This window comes from Nocardioides mangrovicus (assembly GCF_003674065.1).
In the GTDB taxonomy this organism is placed as follows: domain Bacteria; phylum Actinomycetota; class Actinomycetes; order Propionibacteriales; family Nocardioidaceae; genus Marmoricola; species Marmoricola mangrovicus.
Genome location: NZ_RDBE01000002.1, coordinates 13,371 through 31,820 on the forward strand (window position 1 = coordinate 13,371; position 18,450 = coordinate 31,820).

The 18,450-nt window shown below is 71.1% G+C and carries 18 protein-coding genes (1 of these 18 cut by a window edge); 9 read left to right on the plus strand and 9 right to left on the minus strand.

The features are described 5' to 3' along the window. Positions 1–27 precede the first annotated feature (27 nt). Positions 28–615, plus strand: a complete 588-nt coding sequence (locus tag D9V37_RS04600) for a TetR family transcriptional regulator (protein WP_158604375.1) — start codon at positions 28–30, stop codon at positions 613–615. On the opposite strand, the gene D9V37_RS04605 is transcribed toward D9V37_RS04600, so the two are convergent. From D9V37_RS04605 to D9V37_RS04615, 3 genes are read right to left on the minus strand one after another with little or no spacing between them, the layout of a single operon-like run. After that, positions 612–1,337, minus strand: a complete 726-nt coding sequence (locus D9V37_RS04605) for a helical backbone metal receptor (RefSeq protein WP_121804992.1) — start codon at positions 1,335–1,337, stop codon at positions 612–614. The genes D9V37_RS04600 and D9V37_RS04605 overlap by 4 nt on opposite strands. Beyond that, positions 1,334–4,489 carry a fused isobutyryl-CoA mutase/GTPase IcmF gene (icmF, locus tag D9V37_RS04610; protein ID WP_121804993.1) on the minus strand — a complete coding sequence of 1,052 codons (3,156 nt, stop codon included), beginning with the start codon at positions 4,487–4,489 and terminating at the stop codon, positions 1,334–1,336. Before icmF ends, D9V37_RS04605 begins: the two co-directional genes overlap by 4 nt. A 59-nt stretch (positions 4,490–4,548) precedes the next feature. Further along, entirely contained in the window at positions 4,549–5,088 is a 540-nt protein-coding gene (locus D9V37_RS04615) for a MarR family winged helix-turn-helix transcriptional regulator (protein WP_232524744.1), read from the minus strand. 74 nt (positions 5,089–5,162) lie between these two features. On the opposite strand from D9V37_RS04615, the gene D9V37_RS04620 reads away from it, so the two are divergent. Both D9V37_RS04620 and D9V37_RS04625 read left to right on the plus strand, forming a co-directional pair. Continuing rightward, positions 5,163–6,317: an acyl-CoA dehydrogenase family protein gene (locus D9V37_RS04620; protein ID WP_121804994.1), complete on the plus strand. Its 1,155-nt coding sequence runs from the start codon at positions 5,163–5,165 to the stop codon at positions 6,315–6,317. 84 nt (positions 6,318–6,401) lie between these two features. Next, positions 6,402–7,358: an AraC-like ligand-binding domain-containing protein gene (locus tag D9V37_RS04625; RefSeq protein WP_121804995.1), complete on the plus strand. Its 957-nt coding sequence runs from the start codon at positions 6,402–6,404 to the stop codon at positions 7,356–7,358. Between the two features lie 45 nt (positions 7,359–7,403). Here the strand turns inward: D9V37_RS04625 and styD are convergent, their stop codons facing one another. The 5 genes from styD to D9V37_RS20375 form a co-directional block, all read right to left on the minus strand. Continuing rightward, positions 7,404–8,870 (minus strand): phenylacetaldehyde dehydrogenase StyD, encoded by a 1,467-nt coding sequence (gene styD / locus D9V37_RS04630; RefSeq protein WP_121804996.1) that lies wholly within the window; start codon positions 8,868–8,870, stop codon positions 7,404–7,406. 28 nt (positions 8,871–8,898) lie between these two features. Beyond that, positions 8,899–10,026: an NDMA-dependent alcohol dehydrogenase gene (locus D9V37_RS04635; RefSeq protein ID WP_121804997.1), complete on the minus strand. Its 1,128-nt coding sequence runs from the start codon at positions 10,024–10,026 to the stop codon at positions 8,899–8,901. Positions 10,027–10,187: 161 nt separating this feature from the next. Next, positions 10,188–11,789, minus strand: a complete 1,602-nt coding sequence (locus D9V37_RS04640; RefSeq protein WP_121804998.1) for a peptide chain release factor 3 — start codon at positions 11,787–11,789, stop codon at positions 10,188–10,190. A gap of 93 nt (positions 11,790–11,882) precedes the next feature. Then, on the minus strand, positions 11,883–12,356 hold the full coding sequence (locus tag D9V37_RS04645; protein WP_121804999.1) for a hypothetical protein: 474 nt from the start codon (positions 12,354–12,356) through the stop codon (positions 11,883–11,885). A gap of 64 nt (positions 12,357–12,420) precedes the next feature. After that, positions 12,421–12,570 (minus strand): hypothetical protein, encoded by a 150-nt coding sequence (locus D9V37_RS20375; protein ID WP_198412377.1) that lies wholly within the window; start codon positions 12,568–12,570, stop codon positions 12,421–12,423. Between the two features lie 86 nt (positions 12,571–12,656). On the opposite strand from D9V37_RS20375, the gene D9V37_RS04650 reads away from it, so the two are divergent. Next, a complete protein-coding gene (locus D9V37_RS04650; protein WP_121805000.1) occupies positions 12,657–13,319 on the plus strand; it encodes a UdgX family uracil-DNA binding protein in 663 nt (220 codons plus the stop codon). A 19-nt stretch (positions 13,320–13,338) separates the two neighbouring features. Here the strand turns inward: D9V37_RS04650 and D9V37_RS04655 are convergent, their stop codons facing one another. After that, a complete protein-coding gene (locus D9V37_RS04655) occupies positions 13,339–13,986 on the minus strand; it encodes a response regulator transcription factor (protein WP_121805001.1) in 648 nt (215 codons plus the stop codon). 263 nt (positions 13,987–14,249) lie between these two features. Between D9V37_RS04655 and D9V37_RS04660 the strand changes: the two genes are divergently transcribed. From D9V37_RS04660 to D9V37_RS04680, 5 genes are all read left to right on the plus strand, one after another. Beyond that, on the plus strand, positions 14,250–16,865 hold the full coding sequence (locus tag D9V37_RS04660; RefSeq protein WP_121805002.1) for an EAL domain-containing protein: 2,616 nt from the start codon (positions 14,250–14,252) through the stop codon (positions 16,863–16,865). A gap of 221 nt (positions 16,866–17,086) precedes the next feature. Beyond that, entirely contained in the window at positions 17,087–17,293 is a 207-nt protein-coding gene (locus D9V37_RS04665; protein ID WP_147455867.1) for a hypothetical protein, read from the plus strand. Further along, complete coding sequence (locus tag D9V37_RS04670) at positions 17,290–17,727, plus strand: phage holin family protein (RefSeq protein WP_121805004.1); 438 nt, start codon at positions 17,290–17,292, stop codon at positions 17,725–17,727. Before D9V37_RS04665 ends, D9V37_RS04670 begins: the two co-directional genes overlap by 4 nt. Continuing rightward, positions 17,724–18,050, plus strand: a complete 327-nt coding sequence (locus D9V37_RS04675) for a DUF3618 domain-containing protein (RefSeq protein WP_121805005.1) — start codon at positions 17,724–17,726, stop codon at positions 18,048–18,050. Before D9V37_RS04670 ends, D9V37_RS04675 begins: the two co-directional genes overlap by 4 nt. A gap of 170 nt (positions 18,051–18,220) precedes the next feature. Further along, positions 18,221–18,450: the start of a YihY/virulence factor BrkB family protein gene (locus tag D9V37_RS04680; protein ID WP_456299564.1), read on the plus strand. Its footprint extends 595 nt past the window's final position; 230 of the gene's 825 nt are visible here — the first part of the coding sequence; its start codon is at positions 18,221–18,223; the stop codon falls past the right edge of the window.

Sequence of the window (18,450 nt, forward strand, 5' to 3'; positions counted from 1 at the left end):
GTAACGGCATCGCTGTACAGTCAGGACATGGACGGCGGCGGCGGGGTGCGCGAGGTGGCGCGGTCCGCTGTGCGGGGCGAGGTGCTCCGGGTGGCCTGGCTGCTGTTCGGTCAGCAGGGCTTCGAAGCGACGACCATCGAGCAGGTCGCCCAGGCTGCGGGCATGTCCCGTCGCACGTTCTTCCGCTACTTCACCGGCAAGGACGAGCTGATCCTGGCCCGCCTGGTGGACGCAGGCGAACGTGTCGCGGCGCTGCTCGCCGCACGCCCGGCGGACGAGCCGGTGTGGACCGCGCTGCGACGGTCGTTGGACGCGGTCGTGGTCCCTCAGGAGGTCAACGGCGACGCTGCTCGGCGCATGTTGCTGCTGCTCGAGGAGGAACCGGCGGCCCGTTCGAGCATGGAGGAGCGTCGCCGGCTCTGGATCGAGACGCTGACACCACACGTAGCAGCACGCCTGGGTCCGGGCCGGACGGCGCCCATGCGGGCGGCCGCCGTCTGCGGCGCTGCGATCGCCTGCTTGGAGGCCGCCCAGGCGCAGTGGTCCGTCACCGGCGAGGTCGACCTGGGCACCTTGGTGGACGAGTGCATGTCCAGCGTGGCGCCGCTCGCCTAGTTCAGGTCCACCAGCTGCGGCTCGGCCAGCGACGGGCCGTACCAGGTGATCAGTCGGCCGCTGACCAGGCGGGTGGGGGTGCGGGTGAAGGCTTCGGGGCCGTCGTCGGGGGTGAAGACGTAGGGCTCGTCGGGCAGCAGGGCCAGGTCGGCGCCGGCGGAGTCGAGGGTCTCCAGCGCCAGGTGGGGGTAGCGGTCGGCGTGGTCGGCGTAGAGGTTGGCCAGGCCGAGGCGGGCGAGGAGGTCGGTGGTGAAGGTGCGGCTCCCGACCACCATCCACGGGTCGCGCCAGATCGGGACCACGACGCGGCGGGTGGGCTCGGGCACCGGGCCGGTCCAGCGGCGGCGGGCCTCCTCCAGCCAGGCGGGGCGGGGCCAGCCGAGGACGTCGTCGAAGAGCTCGTCGTAGGCGGCCACCGCCTCGGGCACCGACTCGATGCGGCTGACCCAGACGCGGACGCCGGCGGCGCGGAGGCGCTCGACGTCGAGCTTGCGGTTCTCCTCGCGGTTGGCCACGACGACGTCGGGCCGCAGTGCGCGGACGGCGGCGAGGTCGGGGTTCTTGGTGCCGCGCACGCGCGTGACCCCGAACGACTCGAGGTCGGCCGGGTGGGTGCACCAGTCGGTGGCGCCCACCAGGGCCTCGGGCCGGACGCCGGCGAGGGCCTCGGTGATCGAGGGCACCAGCGACACCACGCGGGTGGCGGGCCGGTGAGCGCTCACACGTTGCGACGGTACTGGCCGCCCACCTCGAAGAAGGCCTCGGTGACCTGTCCCAGCGTGCAGACGCGCGCGGCGTCCATGAGGGCGGCGAACACGTTGCCGTCGGAGGTGGCGACCCGCTTGAGCTCGGCGATCGCGGCGGCGGCCGCCTCGCTGTGCTCGGCCTGGTAGGCGCGGACGCCGGCGAGCTGCGACTGTTTCTCGACGTCGGTGGCCCGCGCCAGCTCGACGTGCTGGGGGGTGCCGTCCTCGCCGTCGGCGGGGTCGGGTCGGCGGAAGGTGTTGACCCCCACGATGGGCAGGCTGCCGTCGTGCTTGCGGTGCTCGTAGAGCATCGACTCGTCCTGGATGCGGCCGCGCTGGTAGCCGGTCTCCATCGCGCCGAGCACGCCGCCGCGCTCGCTGATGCGGTCGAACTCGGCCAGCACCGCCTCCTCGACCAGGTCGGTGAGCTGGTCGATGATGAACGAGCCCTGCAGCGGGTTCTCGTTGGTGGCCAGGCCCCACTCGCGGTTGATGATGAGCTGGATCGCCAGCGCACGGCGCACGGACTCCGTCGACGGCGTGGTCACGGCCTCGTCGTAGGCGTTGGTGTGCAGCGAGTTGGCGTTGTCGTAGATCGCGATGAGCGCCTGCAGAGTGGTGCGGATGTCGTTGAAGTCCATCTCCTGCGCGTGCAGCGAGCGGCCCGAGGTCTGCACGTGGTACTTCAGCTTCTGCGAGCGCTCACCGGCGCCGTAGCGCTCCTTCATCGCCACCGCCCAGATCCGCCGCGCCACGCGGCCGATGACGGAGTACTCCGGGTCCATGCCGTTGGAGAAGAAGAACGACAGGTTGGGGGCGAAGTCGTCGACGTCCATGCCGCGCGCCAGGTACGACTCCACGTAGGTGAAGCCGTTGGCCAAGGTGAAGGCGAGCTGGCTGATGGGGTTCGCCCCGGCCTCGGCGATGTGGTAGCCCGAGATCGACACCGAGTAGAAGTTGCGCACGCCGTGCTCGATGAACCACTGCTGGATGTCGGCCATGCAGCGCAGGCTGAATTCGGTGGAGAACAGGCAGGTGTTCTGGCCCTGGTCCTCCTTGAGGATGTCGGCCTGCACCGTGCCGCGGACGGTGCGCAGCGCCTCGGCCGGGTCGACGCCGCGCTCCTTCGCCTGGTCGATGACGGTGTTGAGGAAGAAGGCCAGCACGGTGGGCGCGGGACCGTTGATGGTCATCGAGACCGACGTGGTGGGCGCGAGCAGGTCGAAGCCGTCGTAGAGCTGCTTCATGTCGGCCAGCGAGGCGACGCTGACCCCGGAGGTGCCGACCTTGCCGTAGATGTCGGGCCGCTCGTCGGGGTCGCGGCCGTACAGCGTGACCGAGTCGAAAGCGGTGGAGAGCCGGGTGGCGGGCTGGCCCTCGGAGAGCAGCTTGAACCGGCGGTTGGTGCGGGCCGGGTCGCCCTCGCCGGCGAACATGCGCGCCGGGTCCTCACCCTCGCGCTTGAGCGGGAAGACGCCGGCCGTGAAGGGGAAGCGGCCCGGCAGGTTCTCGCGGCGCCAGAAGCCGACCAGCTCCCCGTGGTCGGTGTACGCCGGCAGCGCCACCCGCGGCACGACGGTTCCCGAGAGCGACTCCCGGCCGGGGATGGCGGCGTACTCCTCGACCACCGCCGGCCAGCCCGCGATCTGCTCGGCGACGGCTCGCGGCAGCTCCTCGCGCGCAGCCGTCAGCAGCTCGGGTACCCCGCCGGCGTCCAGCGAACCGGCCTCGAGCTCTTCGGCCACGTCGCCCAGCCGCTGCGCGCGCCGCGCCGCTGCCGCGAGGACGTCGGTCTGAGCGTGGTAGTCGCGCACCGTCTGCACGATCTCGGCCAGGTAGCGCACGCGCTCGGGCGGCACCACGTGGCGCACGCCGGATGAGTAGCGCACGTCGACGGCGGGCAGCTGCGGCTCGGCGACCGCGAGGCCGCGCTCGGCCAGCAGCCCGCGCAGGTGCTGGTAGAGGGCCGTGACGCCGTCGTCGTTGAACGTGGCCGCCGAGGTGCCGAAGACCGGCATGTCCTGCGGCTGGCTGCCAAAGGCCTCGCGGTTGCGCACCAGCTGCCGGCCGACATCGCGCAGCGCGTCGGCGGCGCCGCGGCGCTCAAACTTGTTGATGGCCACGACGTCGGCGAAGTCGAGCATGTCGATCTTCTCCAGCTGCGAGGCGGCGCCATACTCCGGCGTCATGACGTAGAGCGAGAGGTCCACGAACGGCACGATCGCGGCGTCGCCCTGGCCGACGCCCGGGGTCTCGACGATCACCAGGTCGAACCCGGCGGCCTTGACGACGTCGACGACGTCGGTGAGCTGGTCGGGCAGCTCGTGCGCGCCGCGGGTGGCCAGCGAGCGGAAGAAGACCCGGTCGCCGTCGAGGCTGTTCATCCGGATCCGGTCGCCCAGCAGCGCGCCACCGCCCTTGCGGCGGGTCGGGTCGACGGCGATGACGGCCACCCGGAGCTTGTCCTGCTGGTCCGTGCGCAGCCGTCGCACCAGCTCGTCGGTCAGCGACGACTTGCCCGACCCACCGGTGCCGGTGATGCCGAGCACCGGCACGACGCGCGCGGCCGCGGCCGCGCGCAGCCGCGCCGCGACGTCCTCGGGCAGCCGGCCCTGCTCGGCCGCGGTGATCGCCCGCGAGACGGCCACGCGGTCGCCGGTCACGACGTCCTCCGCGGACAGCGGCGCCTGCGCCACGAGATCGACGTCGCAGTCCTCCACGACGGAGTTGATCATCCCGACCAGGCCCATCCGCTGGCCGTCCTCGGGGGAGAAGATGGTGACCCCGGAGCGTCGCAGCCGCTCGACCTCGTCGGCCACGATGACGCCGCCACCGCCGCCCACCACGTGCACGTGGCCGGCGCCGCGCTCGCGCAGCAGCTCGACCAGGTACTCGAAGTACTCCACGTGCCCGCCCTGGTAGGACGAGACGGCGATGCCCTGGACGTCCTCCTCGATCGCGGCGTCCACGACCTCCTGCACGGACCGGTTGTGGCCGAGGTGGACGACCTCGCAGCCCTGGCTCTGGAAGATCCGCCGCATGATGTTGATCGAGGCGTCGTGGCCGTCGAACAGGCTCGAGGCGGTCACCAGGCGCACGTGGTGACGAGGACGGTGCAGGTCGGGCATCTCGGCTGCTCCTGGGAGGCTCGGGTGTCCTCCACTAAAGCAGATACTTGGACGTCCTACTACTTACTGGTGAGTTCGACCTCGTCGCCGTGCGCGCGGCGCAGCAGGTCCAGCAGGGCCGTCATCTGGGCCACGTCCTCCGCACCGATCCCCGGCGTCGCGAAGACGCCGTCGTTGAGGTCGGTCGTGGCTCGGTCGACGACGTCGCGGCCGGCGTCGGTGATCGAGGCCAGGACGACTCGGCGGTCCCGCTCGGGCCGCAGCCGCTCGACCAGCCCCTGGGCCTCCAGGCGGCCGACCGCGCTGGTCACGCTGGTCGCGTGGACCTGCAGCAGCGAGCCGAGCCTGGTCATCGGCATCGCGCCGGAGCGGGAGAAGGCGAGCAGGCGCAGGATCTCGAAGCGGGCGAAGGTCAGGTCGTGAGGACGCAGCACCGCCTCGACGCGCTCGGTGTACAGCTGGCCGACCCGGGTCAGCGACGTCACCAGGGCCATGCCATCGGCGGCGTCGTCCCAGCCGTGGCGGACCCACTGCTCGCGGGCCGCGGCGATCGGGTCGCGGGAGTGGCGGGTGCTGGTCGGCTGGACGGATGGCGGCACGGGGGCAGTCTCGCACTGGGTTGGTTTGACGTCCTAGTATCAGCGCCGGCGGTCGCCGCGAGACGAGGAGTGACATGTTCGAGCTGAGCGAGGAGCACCGTGCGATCCGGGAGGCGGTGCGCGCGGTGTGCGAGGCCAAGGTCGCGCCGCACGCGGCGGAGGTCGACGAGCGGGCGGAGTTCCCGCAGGCCGCGTACGAGGCGCTGGCGGCCTCCGACTTCGCCGCGCCGCACGTCCCGGAGGCCTACGGCGGCGCGGGAGCCGACGCGCTGGCGACGGCGATCGTCATCGAGGAGGTCGCCCGGGCGTGCGTGTCCTCGAGCCTGATCCCGGCGGTGAACAAGCTGGGCACGATGCCGCTGCTGCTCGACGGGTCCGAGGAGCTCAAGCAGCGGTTCTTGTCGCCGGTGGCCGCGGGGGAGGCGATGTTCTCCTACTGTCTCTCCGAGCCTGAGGCCGGTTCGGACGCCGCCTCCATGCGCACCCGCGCGAGCCGTGACGGCGACGACTGGGTGCTCGACGGGGTGAAGCGGTGGATCACCAACGCCGGCGTCTCGCAGTACTACACGGTCTTCGCGGTCACCGACCCGGACAAGGGATCGCGCGGCATCAGCTGCTTCGTGGTCGACAAGGACGACGAGGGCGTCTCGTTCGGGGCGCCGGAGAAGAAGCTCGGCATCAAGGGCTCCCCGACGCGCGAGGTCTACCTCGACAAGGTGAGGGTGCCCGCCGACCGGCTGGTCGGCGAGGTCGACGGCGGCTTCGGGCTGGCCATGCGGGTGCTCGACCACACCCGCGTCACCATCGCCGCCCAGGCGGTGGGGGTGGCGCAGGGAGCGCTGGACTTCGCGCTGGGCTACGTCAAGGAGCGCACCCAGTTCGGGCGCCCAGTGGCCGACTTCCAGGGGCTGCAGTTCCTGCTGGCCGACGCGGGGATGAAGATCGAGGCCGCCCGGCAGCTGACGTACGCCGCGGCGGGTCGCTCCGAGCGTGGTGACGCCGACCTGACCTTCTTCGGCGCCGCGGCCAAGTGCTTCGCCTCCGACGTGGCGATGGAGGTCACCACCAACGCGGTGCAGGCCCTGGGCGGCTACGGCTACACCAAGGACTACCCGGTCGAGCGGATGATGCGCGACGCCAAGATCACCCAGATCTACGAGGGCACCAACCAGGTGCAGCGCATTGTCGTGGCCCGCCAGCTCCTCGACGGGGTCCAGTCCCGGCTCTGAGCAGCGTCCTTGACTTACCGACCGATCGGTCACATATTGTGACCGGGCTCACGAGCGACACCTGCTCGCCAGGAGGAGGTCGAGATGACGGCCGAGCCGAGCGGAGGTCGAGACGGCACGTTCGCCGAGTGGGAGCACCAGATCTGCCGCACGTTCGTCCCGCTGCAGGCCCGGCCTCCCGGAGACGGTGCCGCCGCCTTTCGCGGCGCAGTGGCCTCGGCCACGTTGGGGACCGTGACCATCGCCGATGTCACGGCTTCCCATGCAGTGGTCGAGCGGACGCCGCGGTTGATCCGGCTCGACGACCCGGAGCTGTACAAGTTCGGTTTGCAGCAGTCCGGTACCTGCGTCATCGAACAGGATCAGCGGCAGGCCCGGCTGCAGCCCGGCGACCTCGCGATCTATGACACCTCGCGGTCCTACCGGATCCGGTTCAGCGACGACTTCCGGATGACCGTGGCCATGTTCCCGCGTTCCCTGGTTCATCTCCCGGCCGACCAGATGGCCTCGCTGACCGCGGTCCGGCTCGCCGGCAACCAGGGCTTGGCGACCCTGATCGGACCCCTCATGAGGGGCCTCAGTGCCGACATGTCAGCAGACGGCGGCGTGATCGCAGCCCACCTCGGTGACGCTGTCGTCGACCTCGTCACCGCTGCCTTCGCCCAGCAGCTCTCCGCCGTCGCGCCGGTGGACTCGCCTGCCGGGCACCGCGTCCTGGTGCGGCAGGTCCTCCGCTTCATCGACGAGAACCTGCATGACCCCGAACTCAGCTCACGCTCGGTCGCGACGGCGCACTTCGTCTCGCTGCGTCAGCTGCAGAAGGTCTTCGAGGCCGAGGGTGAGCCGGTGTCGACCATCATCCGGAATCGGCGGCTCGACCGCTGCCGACGCGATCTGACAGACCCGCGGCTGCGTTCGGAGACCATCGCCGTGATCGGCTCGCGCTGGGGGTTCGCGGACGCTGCGCACTTCTCCCGGCTGTTCCGCAGCACCTACGGCGCCTCGCCGCGGGAGTACCGGCTGGCTCACAGCGCCACGTGAGCCGGCCGGGGTGCGCACGCCGCCGCATACGCACCCCCGCCGGTGTCACAAGACGATGGTGACGACCTTCTCCTCGGTGTTCGCCAAGATCCCGGACCAGCCGAGCTCACGGCCGATACCGGAGGCCTTCATCCCGCCCCACGGGAGTGCCGGGTCGATAGCCGCCCAGCCGTTGACCCACACCGCTCCGGCGCGGATCTTGGCCGCCAGCGAGTGGGCCGCGCTCAGCTTCGACGTCCAGATGGTGGCGGCGAGTCCGTAGCTGGTGTCGTTCGCGAGCTCGATCGCCTCCTCTAGGGTGTCGAAGGGCCACACGACGCCCACCGGACCGAAGATCTCCTGCTGGGCGAGCGTCGAGTCGGCGGCGAGGTCGGCGAAGATCGTGGGCCGCACGAAGAAGCCCTCGTCGGGAAGGCTCTCGTCGCCGGCCACCATGCGACCGCCCTCGGCCCTGCCGCGGGCGATGTAGTCCTGCACGCGCTGCTGCTGCTCGGCGTTGACCAGGGCCCCCATCGTGGTCGCCTCGTCGAAGGGGTCGCCGAGCACCTGGGCCGACGCCGCGCCGGCCAGGGCGGCCACCACGGTGTCGTAGTGGGAGCGGTGGACCAGGATGCGCGTGCCGGCGGCGCACACCTGCCCGGAGTTGAAGAGCAGTCCCATCGCGATCCCGTTGATCGCCGCGTCCAGGTCGGCGTCCTCGGCCACGATGTGCGGGCTCTTGCCGCCGAGCTCGAGGGTCACGCGCTTGAACGTGTCCGCGGCCGCCTTCTGGATCTCACGGCCTACCTCGGGCGAGCCGGTGAAGGAGATCTTGTCGACGTCGGGGTGTGCGACGAGCGCTGCGCCGGCCACTGATCCCAGACCGGGAACGATGTTGACGGTGCCCGGCGGGAAACCGGCCTCCTCGATGAGGGTGCCCAGGTGCAGGATCGACAGCGGTCCGTCCTCGGCCGGCTTGACCACCACGGTGTTGCCGGCGGCGAGAGCGGGTCCCAGCTTCCAGGCGGCGATCATCAACGGCGTGTTCCACGGGATGATCGCGCCGATCACCCCCACGGGCTCGCGCACCGTGTAGGAGTGCGTGGGCGCCATCCCCATGTACCCAGCGGTCGGGATGGTCTGCCCGGTGATCTTGTCCGCCCAACCGGCGAAGTGCCGGAAGGTGGCGATGGTGTTCGGTACGTCGAGCATCGCCGGCTGAGCGGCCGGCTTGCCGATGTCGAGCGACTCCAGTCGTGCGAGCAGGGCTGCGTCGCGCTCGACGAGGTCGGCCAGCCGGTGCAGCAGGGCGCCGCGAGCAACGCCCGGGGTGGCACCCCAGGCGCCGTCCAGCGCCGCCCGCGCTGCGGCGACCGCCCGGTCGACGTCGGCGGCTGACGCACTGGCAACCCGCGCGAGCGACCGGCCGGTGGCGGGGTTGAGGTCGTCGAAGGTCTCGGCGGCGCTGGTCCACGCGCCGTCGATGTACATCTCGGTGGTGAGGCCGGTCTCCGGCTCCACTGTGGTGGTCATGTCGTGCTCCGCCTCTACTGGTGTGGGCTCAGTCGTCGAAGACGATGACGCCGCGGATGTTGGTGCCGGCGTGCATGTCCTCGTAGGCCTTGGCCACCTCGTCGAGGGAGTACTCGGTGGTGATGAGCTCGTCGAGCTTGAGGTCGCCGTTGCGGTACATGCGCAGCAGGTCGGGGATGTCGAAGCGGGGGTTGGACTGGCCGAACAGCGAGCCCTGGATGCGCTTTTGGAACAAGGTGAGCTCACCCAGCGGGATCGGGGCGCCGACCTTCGTGATGTCACCGAGGCCGGTGACCACGACCGTGCCGGCCTTGCGGATCGAGGCCAGGGCCTGGCCGATGTGCTCGCCCTGGACGACTCCGATGGTGACGATGGTGGCGTCGGCGCCCTGCCCGTTGGTCAGCTGCTGGGCCAGCTCGGTGGCCTCCTCGATGTTGGAGAAGGCGTGCGTGGCGCCGAACTCGTGGGCCACCTTCTGCTTGAAGGGTGCCGGGTCGACGGCGATGATCGTCGACGCTCCTGCGTGCTTGGCGCCCTGGAGGGCGTTGGCGCCGATGCCGCCGATGCCCATGACGATGACCACGGCTCCCGGCGCGATGTCGGCCGACCGGGTCGCCGAGCCCCAGCCGGTCGGCACGCCGCACCCGACGAGGGCGGCCGACTTCAGTGGGATGGACTTGTCGATCTTCACCACCGAGTCGATCGAGGCGGTGGTGTACTCGCTGAAGGTCGAGATCCCGCACTGCTGGCCGACCGGTTTGCCGTTCTCGGTCATGCGGAAGCTGGTGGGGTCCTCGGCGCGGGCCCCGGTGAGCAGTGAGGCGCCGAGGTCGCACAGGTTGCTCATCCCCCGTGCGCAGTACTCGCAGTGCCCGCAGGCCGGCAGGAACGAGAAGACGACGTGATCGCCGACCTCGTAGCCGGGAGTGTGGGGGCCGACGGCGGTGACGACGCCGGCGCCCTCGTGGCCGCCGGCGTAGGGGTAGACGGCCACTGGTACGTCGCCGGTGGCGACGTGGTCGTCGGAGTGGCACAGGCCGGAGGCGGCGAGCTTGACGGTGACCTCGCCCTGGCGCGGGTCGTCGAGCTCCACGGTCGCGGTCTCGTAGACGCCCGGAGCTCCGCGGACGAGGCTGACTCGGGTGGTGATGGGCATGACGGTTCCCTTCTGAGCAGGCGGATCGTTTCCGCGTGCTCAGAGCGAGCGTGGCCGCCGTCACAGCCCGATGCTTGTCCGCGCGCGCACGGGGGTTGGACGGGCGCGCTCGAGGTCGGTCTCAGGGCGAGGGCGGCTGACCGGGGCGACCACGGCGGGGGTCAGCCGGCGTCGGCTCCGGCCGGGAGGGCCTCGAGGATCAGCTCGGGGTGCTGGCGCTGGACCGACTGCAGCCGCCACCGGTCCATGAACAGCGCGAGCGCGGAGCCGTCGGCACGGTGCAGCACCTCGACGTCGCGCAGGCCGGCGACCGCGTCGACCTGGTCGGCCGGGACCCGCCGCGCCACCGTGTAGGCCAGCGACTCCAACCGCACGGGCGCGCCGTACTCGTCGCTCATCCGCGCGGCGGCGACCTCGAACTGCATCGGTCCGACGGCGGCCAGGACCGGGGCGTGGTCGCCGCGTGCCTCCGAGCGCAGCACCTGGACCACACCTTCCTGGTCGAGCTGCTCGATGCCGCGGCGGAACTGCTTCCAGCGGCTGGCGTCGGTGACCGTGGCGGTGGCGAAGTGCTCCGGAGCGAAGGTCGCGATCGGCGGGTAGCTCACAGGCTGGCCGGTGTAGATGGTGTCGCCGACCCGCAGCGATCGCGCGTTGACCAGCCCGATGATGTCGCCGGGGTAGGCCCGTTCGACCGAGGTGCGCTCCCGGCCGAAGACCACCTGGGCGTACTTGGTGGAGAACGCCCGCTTCGTGGCCGCGTGCGTCACGGACATGCCGCGCTCGAAGGTGCCCGAGCAGATCCGGGCGTAGGCCAGCCGGTCGCGGTGGGCGGCGTCCATGCCGGACTGCACCTTGAAGACGAGGGCGGAGAAGTCGGCGTCGGTGGCGCGGAGCCGGCCATCGACGTCGGGGGTCGGCTGGGGGGCCGGGGCGAGGTCGACGAGGGTGTCGAGCAGCTGCGCGACGGCGAAGTTGAGCAGGGCGGAGGCGAACAGGACGGGCGTCGTCACCGCGGCCAGGTAGCTGTCCAGGTCGTGGTCGGCGCCGTCGGCCCGCAGCAGCGCGTCGGCCTCGGCCGCCTCGTCCCAGGCCTCGGCGGCCATCGGCCCTGCGTGGTCGCGCAGGTGGGCACGCGCGTCCTCGGGGCGGACGTGCTCCTCGGGCGCGCGGGTGGCCCCGCCGGCGGTGCGGGTGTAGCGGACGAGCTCGCCGCTGCGCCGGTCGAGGACACCCTCGAAGACCCCCGCGATGCCCACCGGCCAGGTCAACGGGGTCGGCGTCAGCCCGATCTCGCGCTCGATCTCGTCGAGCAGCTCGAGCGCGTCGAGGCCGGGCCGGTCCCACTTGTTGATGACGGTGAGGACGGGCAATCCACGTTGGGCGCAGACCTGGAACAGCTTCAACGTCTGCGGCTCCAGGCCCCGCGCGGCGTCGACCAGCATCACCGCGGAGTCGACCGCGGACAGGACCCGGTAGGTGTCCTCGGAGAAGTCGGCGTGGCCGGGGGTGTCGACCAGGTTGATCAGGTGCCCGCGGTACTCGAACTGCAGGGCGGCCGAGCTGATCGAGATGCCGCGCGCCTTCTCCATCTCCATCCAGTCCGAGACCGTGGCGCGGCGGTGTCCCTTGCCGTGCACCGCGCCGGCCTCGCTGATGGCGTCGGCGTGCAGCGCCAGCGCCTCGGTCAGCGTGGACTTGCCGGCGTCGGGGTGGCTGATGATCGCGATCGTGCGGCGCGGGAGTGGAGCGGCGTCGACCATGGCAGCTCTCACCCTAGGCGACGGCTGTGGCGCTCCCGTCCGACCCTGCGGCACCTGACCACGAAGGGACGGATGACTAGGTGCCGGCGTCGGCTACCGGCCGCGGTGGGCGACCCAGCGCATGGGGTCCTCGCGGCTGCCGCGCTGGCAGATGCCGACGTCGTAGTACATCGTCCCCTGGGTGACCCGCGACCGCTTGATCCGACCCGATACCGCCACCTCGTAGCCGGTGCCGCCGTCGGTGGTGCCACGTACCACGTCGTGGAAGCGCCCGGTGCGAGGGTTGATCCGCATCGCGTGCATGGGCTGCACCACGTACTCGACGTAGATCGGGTAGCCCGAGCACACGACGTTCATCGCGATGGTGAACTTCTTGATCACGCGGCCCTTCTTGGCCACGTCGAAGGTGAAGACGATGTCGTCGAGACCGTTCGGCTCCTCCGGTGTCTCCGAGCCGACGTAGTGCCCGGCCACGACCTTGTGGCGCGGCTTGGCGGCCTCGGCCGCGTGCGGAGTCGCGGCGAGGAGACCGAGCGTCATCGCGGTGGCGAGGAGCAGCCGGCGCATGTCATTCCCTTCCCAGACGTCAACCGCACAGTAGAGGCACAGACAGACGAGGTCGAGCCGGCCCCTAGGACTTCTTGCCGCCCTTCTTGCCGCCCTTCTTGCCCAGCTCGGCCTGGGCGGCCGAGGACGTGCGCGGATTGCTCTTACCCTCCTTCGAGGCCTTGGCGTTCGCCTTCTGCGCGGTCTTGCTGCCCTTGCCCTTCCGATCAGCCATGCCGCGAGCCTGGCGCGGACCAGGGCATCCGCGCCTCATCTGTAGGGGTCGGCATGGCCCACACCCACCACGGGTAGCGGACGTCCGTGAGCGACTTCCCCGGTGCCGGTGCCTGGATCCCCGAGCAGCCCAGCGTCGAGAGCCTGGCCGCCGGCGTACGGGAGTGCCGCGGCTGCGACCTCTTCGAGCGGGCCACCCAGGCCGTCCCCGGCCGCGGCGCCGCTCGCGCACGGCTGATGCTCGTGGGTGAGCAGCCCGGCGACCAGGAGGACCAGCAGGGCAAGCCCTTCGTCGGTCCGGCCGGACACCTGCTCGTCGACGCGGTGGAGCAGGCCGGGCTGCAGCGCCAGGACCTCTACATCACCAACGTGGTCAAGCACTTCCGGTGGAGCGAGCTGCGCGGCAAGCGGCGCATCCACCAGAACCCCACCCGCGCGCACGTCGCCGCCTGCGGTCCCTGGCTGATGGGTGAGCTCGACGTGGTGCGGCCCGAGGGCGTTGTGCTGCTCGGCGGCACGGCGGGCAAGGCCGTCTACGGCACGGGTTTCCGCGTCGGAGAGGCCCGCGGCACGCTGGCGTCGTGGCCCGCGGAGGTGGCGGGCATGCGCCCCGAGACCCACGTGCCCGACTGGGTGCTGCCGACGGCGCACCCTTCGGCCGTCCTGCGCTCCCAGGAGCGCGACCGCGACTTCGAGCTGCTCGTGGCCGACTTGCGCGTCGCGGCGCAGGCACTCTCGGACCGGGCGTGAGGCGCCCCGGGGGAGCGGTTCAGCGGCCAGGCGCGTCCGTCCCGGTGCGAGCGAAGTCGTGGTCCAGTGCCCACAGCAGGGCCTGGGTGCGAGAGGCGACCCCCATCTTGCGGTAGGCCACCTTCAGGTGGCGCTTGATGGAGTTCACGCTGAGGAACAACGCGGAGGCGATGTCCTCGTTGCTCAACCCCTGGCCGAGCAGCGCGAGGACCTCCGACTCCCGCTCACTCAGGCCCTGGTCGCGCCCCGGCCAGTCCGGACCGCTGGCGGACGAGACGGGCCGCGCGGTCTCCGGGCGCTCGAGCGGTCCTCCGGCGCAGATGCGTTCGAGCGCGGCGACCAGCTCTTCCGGCCCGCCCTGCTTGGGCAGGAAACCGGAGAACCGGTCGTGAGCGGCGAGGTCCGGCGAGGCCACGGCAGGGGGGTGCCATGAGTAGACGACGACCCTCGAGGTCGGGCTGGTGCGCAGCACCTCCAGCACCCGTGTGTCGGTGACCGGGCTGCCGAACGTGTCGATGAGCGCGACGTCCGCAGCGTGGCCGTGCCCGGACCCCAGCTGGCGCTCGAGGACCTGCACCCGGTGGCTGTAGGGCCACAACATCGTGGCGAGACCTGCGAGGACCAGCGGGTAGTCGTTGATCAGGACGACCGTGAGTGGACGTGGCATGGAGCGGGCACCTCCCGAGCGGCAGTCGACCCGCCGGCGAAGCACGGATCTGTATGCGTTCGGACTCTGTCACGGCTCGACCCCTCCGACGCTCACCGGTACCCCTTGGTGTCGCCCTCACGACCCGAGCCCACGACCGAGCGCGCCCTGCCAGAAGGTGGCGGCGTCGTCCCCGGGCGAGCCGTAGCCGCACACGACACTTTCGGGTACCGATCTGCCCTAGCATCTAGGCCCATGGGCGGACCCCGGCCGACTGGTCGAGCATGACGTCGTCGCAGCCGGTGGGCCTGCGGCCCACGGTGCAAGACGGTGTGGCGTTCGGACTCGTCGCCCTGCTGGGCACCGTCATCGCCGTCGTCACCTCACCCGAGCGCATGCCGGGGGAGATCGCCGGAGCGATCGCGCTGCTCGCGCTGGTGGGTGTGCTGGTCGCCGCGGCCATCTCCGCGGACCTCCCGTCCGGGGTGCAGCCGGTCGCCCCGTTCGCCTTCTTCGGCGTCTTCGTGCTGCTGCGCGACATCTCCGGGGGCACCATCTCGCGTGCCTCCGTGCTCGTCGTCCTGCCCATCATCTGGCTGGCGTTGTTCGGCCGTCGTTGGCACCTGGTCGTGGCGGCCGCACTCTCGTTCGCGTCGTTCCTCCTGCCCAGCCTGGTGGTCGGGCCCCCGCGCTACCCCGCCTCGGACTGGCAGCGAGGTCTGGCGTGGGCGGTGTTCGCCCTGCTGATCGCTCCGATCGTGCTGCGGGTGGTCGCTCGGCTGCGGTCCAACGGCGCCCAGCTCCAAGACACCGTGGTGAGGTTGGACGCCGTCACCCGAGGCGCCACCCTCGCGGCGGTCGTCTCGACCGACCTCGACGGTCGGATCACCGATTTCAACCCGGGTGCCGAACGGCTCTTGGGCTACACGGCCGCAGAGGCGTACGAACGTGGCCTGACCCTGGCCGACCTCCATCACCGCGAGGAGCTCGACGCCGTGGCGAGCGAGCTCGGCGCGGCGACCCATCTCGAGGCGCTGACGATGCTGGCCCGGTCCTCGGTCGAGAGCAGGATCTGGCGCTACGTCCGCTCCGACGGGAGCGAGTTCTTCGGTCGCGCCGTCCTTACCGAGCTGACCTCGGCGGATGGCGTGCCCACCGGCTTGTTGATGATGGCGATCGACGCCAACACCGCGATCCGGACACGTCAGGAGCTGGTGGCCGAGCGAGACCAGTCCAACCGGCTCTTCGAGGACTCGCCCCAGGCGATCGCGGTGGTCGACGTGACCTCGGGCGAGCTCCTGCGCGTCAACGACGCCTTCGCCGCGCTGGCCGAGGAGCCCAGGCATGCCCTGGCGAACCGCTCGCTCGAGGAGCTCAGCGATACCGGTCGCGAGACCATCGCCGAGCACCTCGAGGCGCTACGCACCAGCTCGTCGGGCAGGACCCAGAGCGAGTGGACCACGAACCGCGACGGTACGGTCCGCCACCTGGTGCTCTCCAGCACCCTGCTGGAGGCAGGCCCCGCCGACGAGGAGCCGAAGGCGCTGGTGACCCTCACCGACGTCTCCGACCGGTACCTGTTCGAGCAGCAGCTGGCCCACCTGGCCGACCACGACCCGCTGACCGGCCTGGCCAACCGTCGGCTGTTCAACCGCGAGCTGGCACGCCACGTGGAGTTCTGCCGGCGCTACGGTCCGCGCGGTGCTCTCCTGGTGCTCGACCTGGACCACTTCAAGGAGGTCAACGACAGCCTGGGACACGCGGCCGGTGACCAGCTCATCATCTCGGTCGCGGGGATCATCGAGCGCACGGTGCGCACCACCGACACCGTGGCCCGGCTGGGCGGCGACGAGTTCGCGATCTTGCTGCTGGAGACCAACCGCGAGGGTGCCGAGCGCGTCGCCGAGGCCGTCATCCGCACCGTCCGTGATTTCGTCAGCACGCTGGACGGCTTTCGTCGCAACGTCACCGTCAGCGCGGGCGTCGTGGTGGTGGACGCGACGCAGAAGAGCGCGGCGGAGCTGTTGGCCGATGCCGACATGACGATGTACGACGCCAAGGACGCCGGTCGCAACCAGTACGCCGTCTTGGACTACGAGAGCTTCCAACAACCCCGGATGGCAGCCCGGATGGCGTGGACCAACAGGATCCGCGAGGCGATCGAGGAGGATCGGTTCGAGCTCCACCTGCAGCCGGTTCAGACGTTGGCGACCCAGCGGGTGGACGGGGCCGAGGCGCTGCTGCGGCTGGCCGACTCCGATGACCTCGTCTACCCCAACCAGTTCCTCTACATCGCCGAGCGTTCGGACCTCATCGTCGACCTCGACGCCTGGGTCATCCGCACCGCCGTGGAGATGCTGGCACAGCTGCAGCAGCTGCACCCCGGGTTCCAGCTCGAGATCAACGTCTCCGGACGCTCGATCGGTCACGCGGCGATCGAGCGCACCCTCGTCGAGGAGCTGGATCGGCACGACGTCGATCCCACGGGCCTGATCCTGGAGATCACCGAGACCGCGGCCGTGGCCAACATCGAGCTCGCGCGCGCCTTCGCCGAGCGGGTCACGGCGCTGGGCTGCCGCTTCGCCCTCGACGACTTCGGGGCCGGGTTCGGGTCCTTCTACTACCTCAAGCACCTGCTCTTCGACTACGTGAAGATCGACGGCGAGTTCGTGGCCAACATCGACAAGAACCCCACCGACCGGACCATCGTGCGCTCGATCGTCCAGATGTCGCGCGGGTTGGGCAAGCGGACCGTGGCCGAGTTCGTCGCCAGCGCCGAGATCCACCAGGCCATCCGCCACGAGGGAGTGGACTTCGCCCAGGGCTACCACGTGGGCCGGGCCGTACCCCTGCCGGCCTTCCTGGACACCTATCTCGGTGACACCACCGTGACGGCTTGAGCGGCTGGACGCACGACGTGGAAGGCGCCGGCGGAGGGCGCCGCGCGAGCACGGCGCCGGCGGCGAGAAACCCACCTCCTACCAGGATTCCGGTCGTGCCCTGAGGGGTACACGGACGCCATCAGGCGCCGACGGCGGGCCTGCGGCGGACCGAGAGCTCGGCTCGACCGCCCACCAGCGTCGGGGCCGTCGACAGGCGCAGCACCGTGGGAGGAGTGGAGATGAGCGGCAAGCTGGCACTGCTGGTGGGAGGTGCGGTGGGCTACGTCCTCGGCACCCGGGCCGGGCGTGAGCGCTTCGACCAGATCGCCGAGCGAGCACAAGGACTGTGGGCGGATCCCACGGTCCAGCAGCTCGTGGAGCAGGCACGGGGCAAGGCGGCCTCGGCCGCCGGGTCGCACGCCTCGGCCTCGGGACGGACCCGATGAGCGGGGCGACCCCGCCCGGCGAGGCCGCGACGACGGCCGCCGGCACCTCGGCGGCGGACGCCTCCACGGGTGAGCTCATCAGCCGGCTCTCGGAGCAGTCGGCCCAGCTCGTGCGCTACGAGCTCCAGCTGGCCCAGGCGGAGATGACGCAGAAGGCCAAGAGGCTCGGCGTGGGGGCCGGACTCTTCGGCACTGCCGGTCTCATCGCGCTCTACGGCGTGGGGGCCCTGATCGCCACGGCGATCGCGGCGCTGGCGCTGGTCGTCGACGTGTGGCTGGCGGCCCTGATCGTCACCGTCGTCCTCTTCGCCGTTGCAGGTGTGGCCGCCCTCGTGGGCAAGCGACAGGTCGCCGAGGGGACGCCCGTGGCGCCGGAGCAGACCATCGACAGCGTCAAGCAGGACATCGAGACGGTGAAGGGGGCCGGCCGATGAGCGCTCCGCAGGGGCCCACGTCGTCGCAGGGCAGCCCTGCTGCGGGTGGTCCTGAGGGCATCGACGAGATCCAGGAGGCCATCGCCGAGACCCGCGAAGACCTGGCGAGGACAGTGGACGCCCTGGCCGCCAAGGCGGACGTCAAGGGTCGGGCCACCGCCTCGGTCGAGCAGGCCGCCCAGCGGGTGAGGACCCGTGTCGAGGAGGTGTCGACCGACGAGCGGGGAGACCTGCGCCCGGTCGTGCCGGTCGGCGCAGCTGTCGCGGCCGTGGCGGCCGTGGCGGTGGTGGTCTGGCTCGTCCGTCGCGGACGCTCCCGGTGAGCGACTCGGCGACGGCCCGTGCCGCGGCCCCGGCGCCGGACGCCGAGGAGAAGCCCGACTCGCTGGGCGAGATCACCAAGCCCTCTTGGACCTACATCCTGCGCAAGACGGCGCGGGAGTTCTCCAAGGACCAGTGCACCGACCTCGCCGCCGCGTTGACCTACTACTCCGTGCTCGCGCTGTTCCCGGCCGTCATCGCCCTGGTCTCGATCGTGGGCCTCGTCGGCAACGGGGCCGAGGCGGTCGACTCGCTGCTGCAGGTGTTGCGTCAGGTGGGGGCCGGCTCCGCGGCCGACACGCTGGCCAAGCCGTTGGCCTCGGTCACGCGCGCCCCAGGGGCCGGTCTCGCCCTCGTCGTCGGCCTGCTCTCGGCGCTGTGGTCGGCGTCGGGCTACGTGGG

Coding starts and splice junctions, on each gene's coding strand:
- D9V37_RS04660 (WP_121805002.1), top strand. CDS start 14,250: ATGACGTCGTCGCAGCCGGTGGGCCTGCGGCCCACGGTGCAAGACGGT.
- D9V37_RS04670 (WP_121805004.1), top strand. CDS start 17,290: ATGAGCGGGGCGACCCCGCCCGGCGAGGCCGCGACGACGGCCGCCGGC.
- D9V37_RS04635 (WP_121804997.1), bottom strand. CDS start 10,026: ATGCCCATCACCACCCGAGTCAGCCTCGTCCGCGGAGCTCCGGGCGTC.
- D9V37_RS04645 (WP_121804999.1), bottom strand. CDS start 12,356: ATGCGCCGGCTGCTCCTCGCCACCGCGATGACGCTCGGTCTCCTCGCC.
- D9V37_RS20375 (WP_198412377.1), bottom strand. CDS start 12,570: ATGGCTGATCGGAAGGGCAAGGGCAGCAAGACCGCGCAGAAGGCGAAC.
- styD (WP_121804996.1), bottom strand. CDS start 8,870: ATGACCACCACAGTGGAGCCGGAGACCGGCCTCACCACCGAGATGTAC.
- D9V37_RS04625 (WP_121804995.1), top strand. CDS start 6,402: ATGACGGCCGAGCCGAGCGGAGGTCGAGACGGCACGTTCGCCGAGTGG.
- icmF (WP_121804993.1), bottom strand. CDS start 4,489: ATGCCCGACCTGCACCGTCCTCGTCACCACGTGCGCCTGGTGACCGCC.
- D9V37_RS04675 (WP_121805005.1), top strand. CDS start 17,724: ATGAGCGCTCCGCAGGGGCCCACGTCGTCGCAGGGCAGCCCTGCTGCG.
- D9V37_RS04655 (WP_121805001.1), bottom strand. CDS start 13,986: ATGCCACGTCCACTCACGGTCGTCCTGATCAACGACTACCCGCTGGTC.
- D9V37_RS04600 (WP_158604375.1), top strand. CDS start 28: ATGGACGGCGGCGGCGGGGTGCGCGAGGTGGCGCGGTCCGCTGTGCGG.
- D9V37_RS04640 (WP_121804998.1), bottom strand. CDS start 11,789: ATGGTCGACGCCGCTCCACTCCCGCGCCGCACGATCGCGATCATCAGC.
- D9V37_RS04665 (WP_147455867.1), top strand. CDS start 17,087: ATGAGCGGCAAGCTGGCACTGCTGGTGGGAGGTGCGGTGGGCTACGTC.
- D9V37_RS04620 (WP_121804994.1), top strand. CDS start 5,163: ATGTTCGAGCTGAGCGAGGAGCACCGTGCGATCCGGGAGGCGGTGCGC.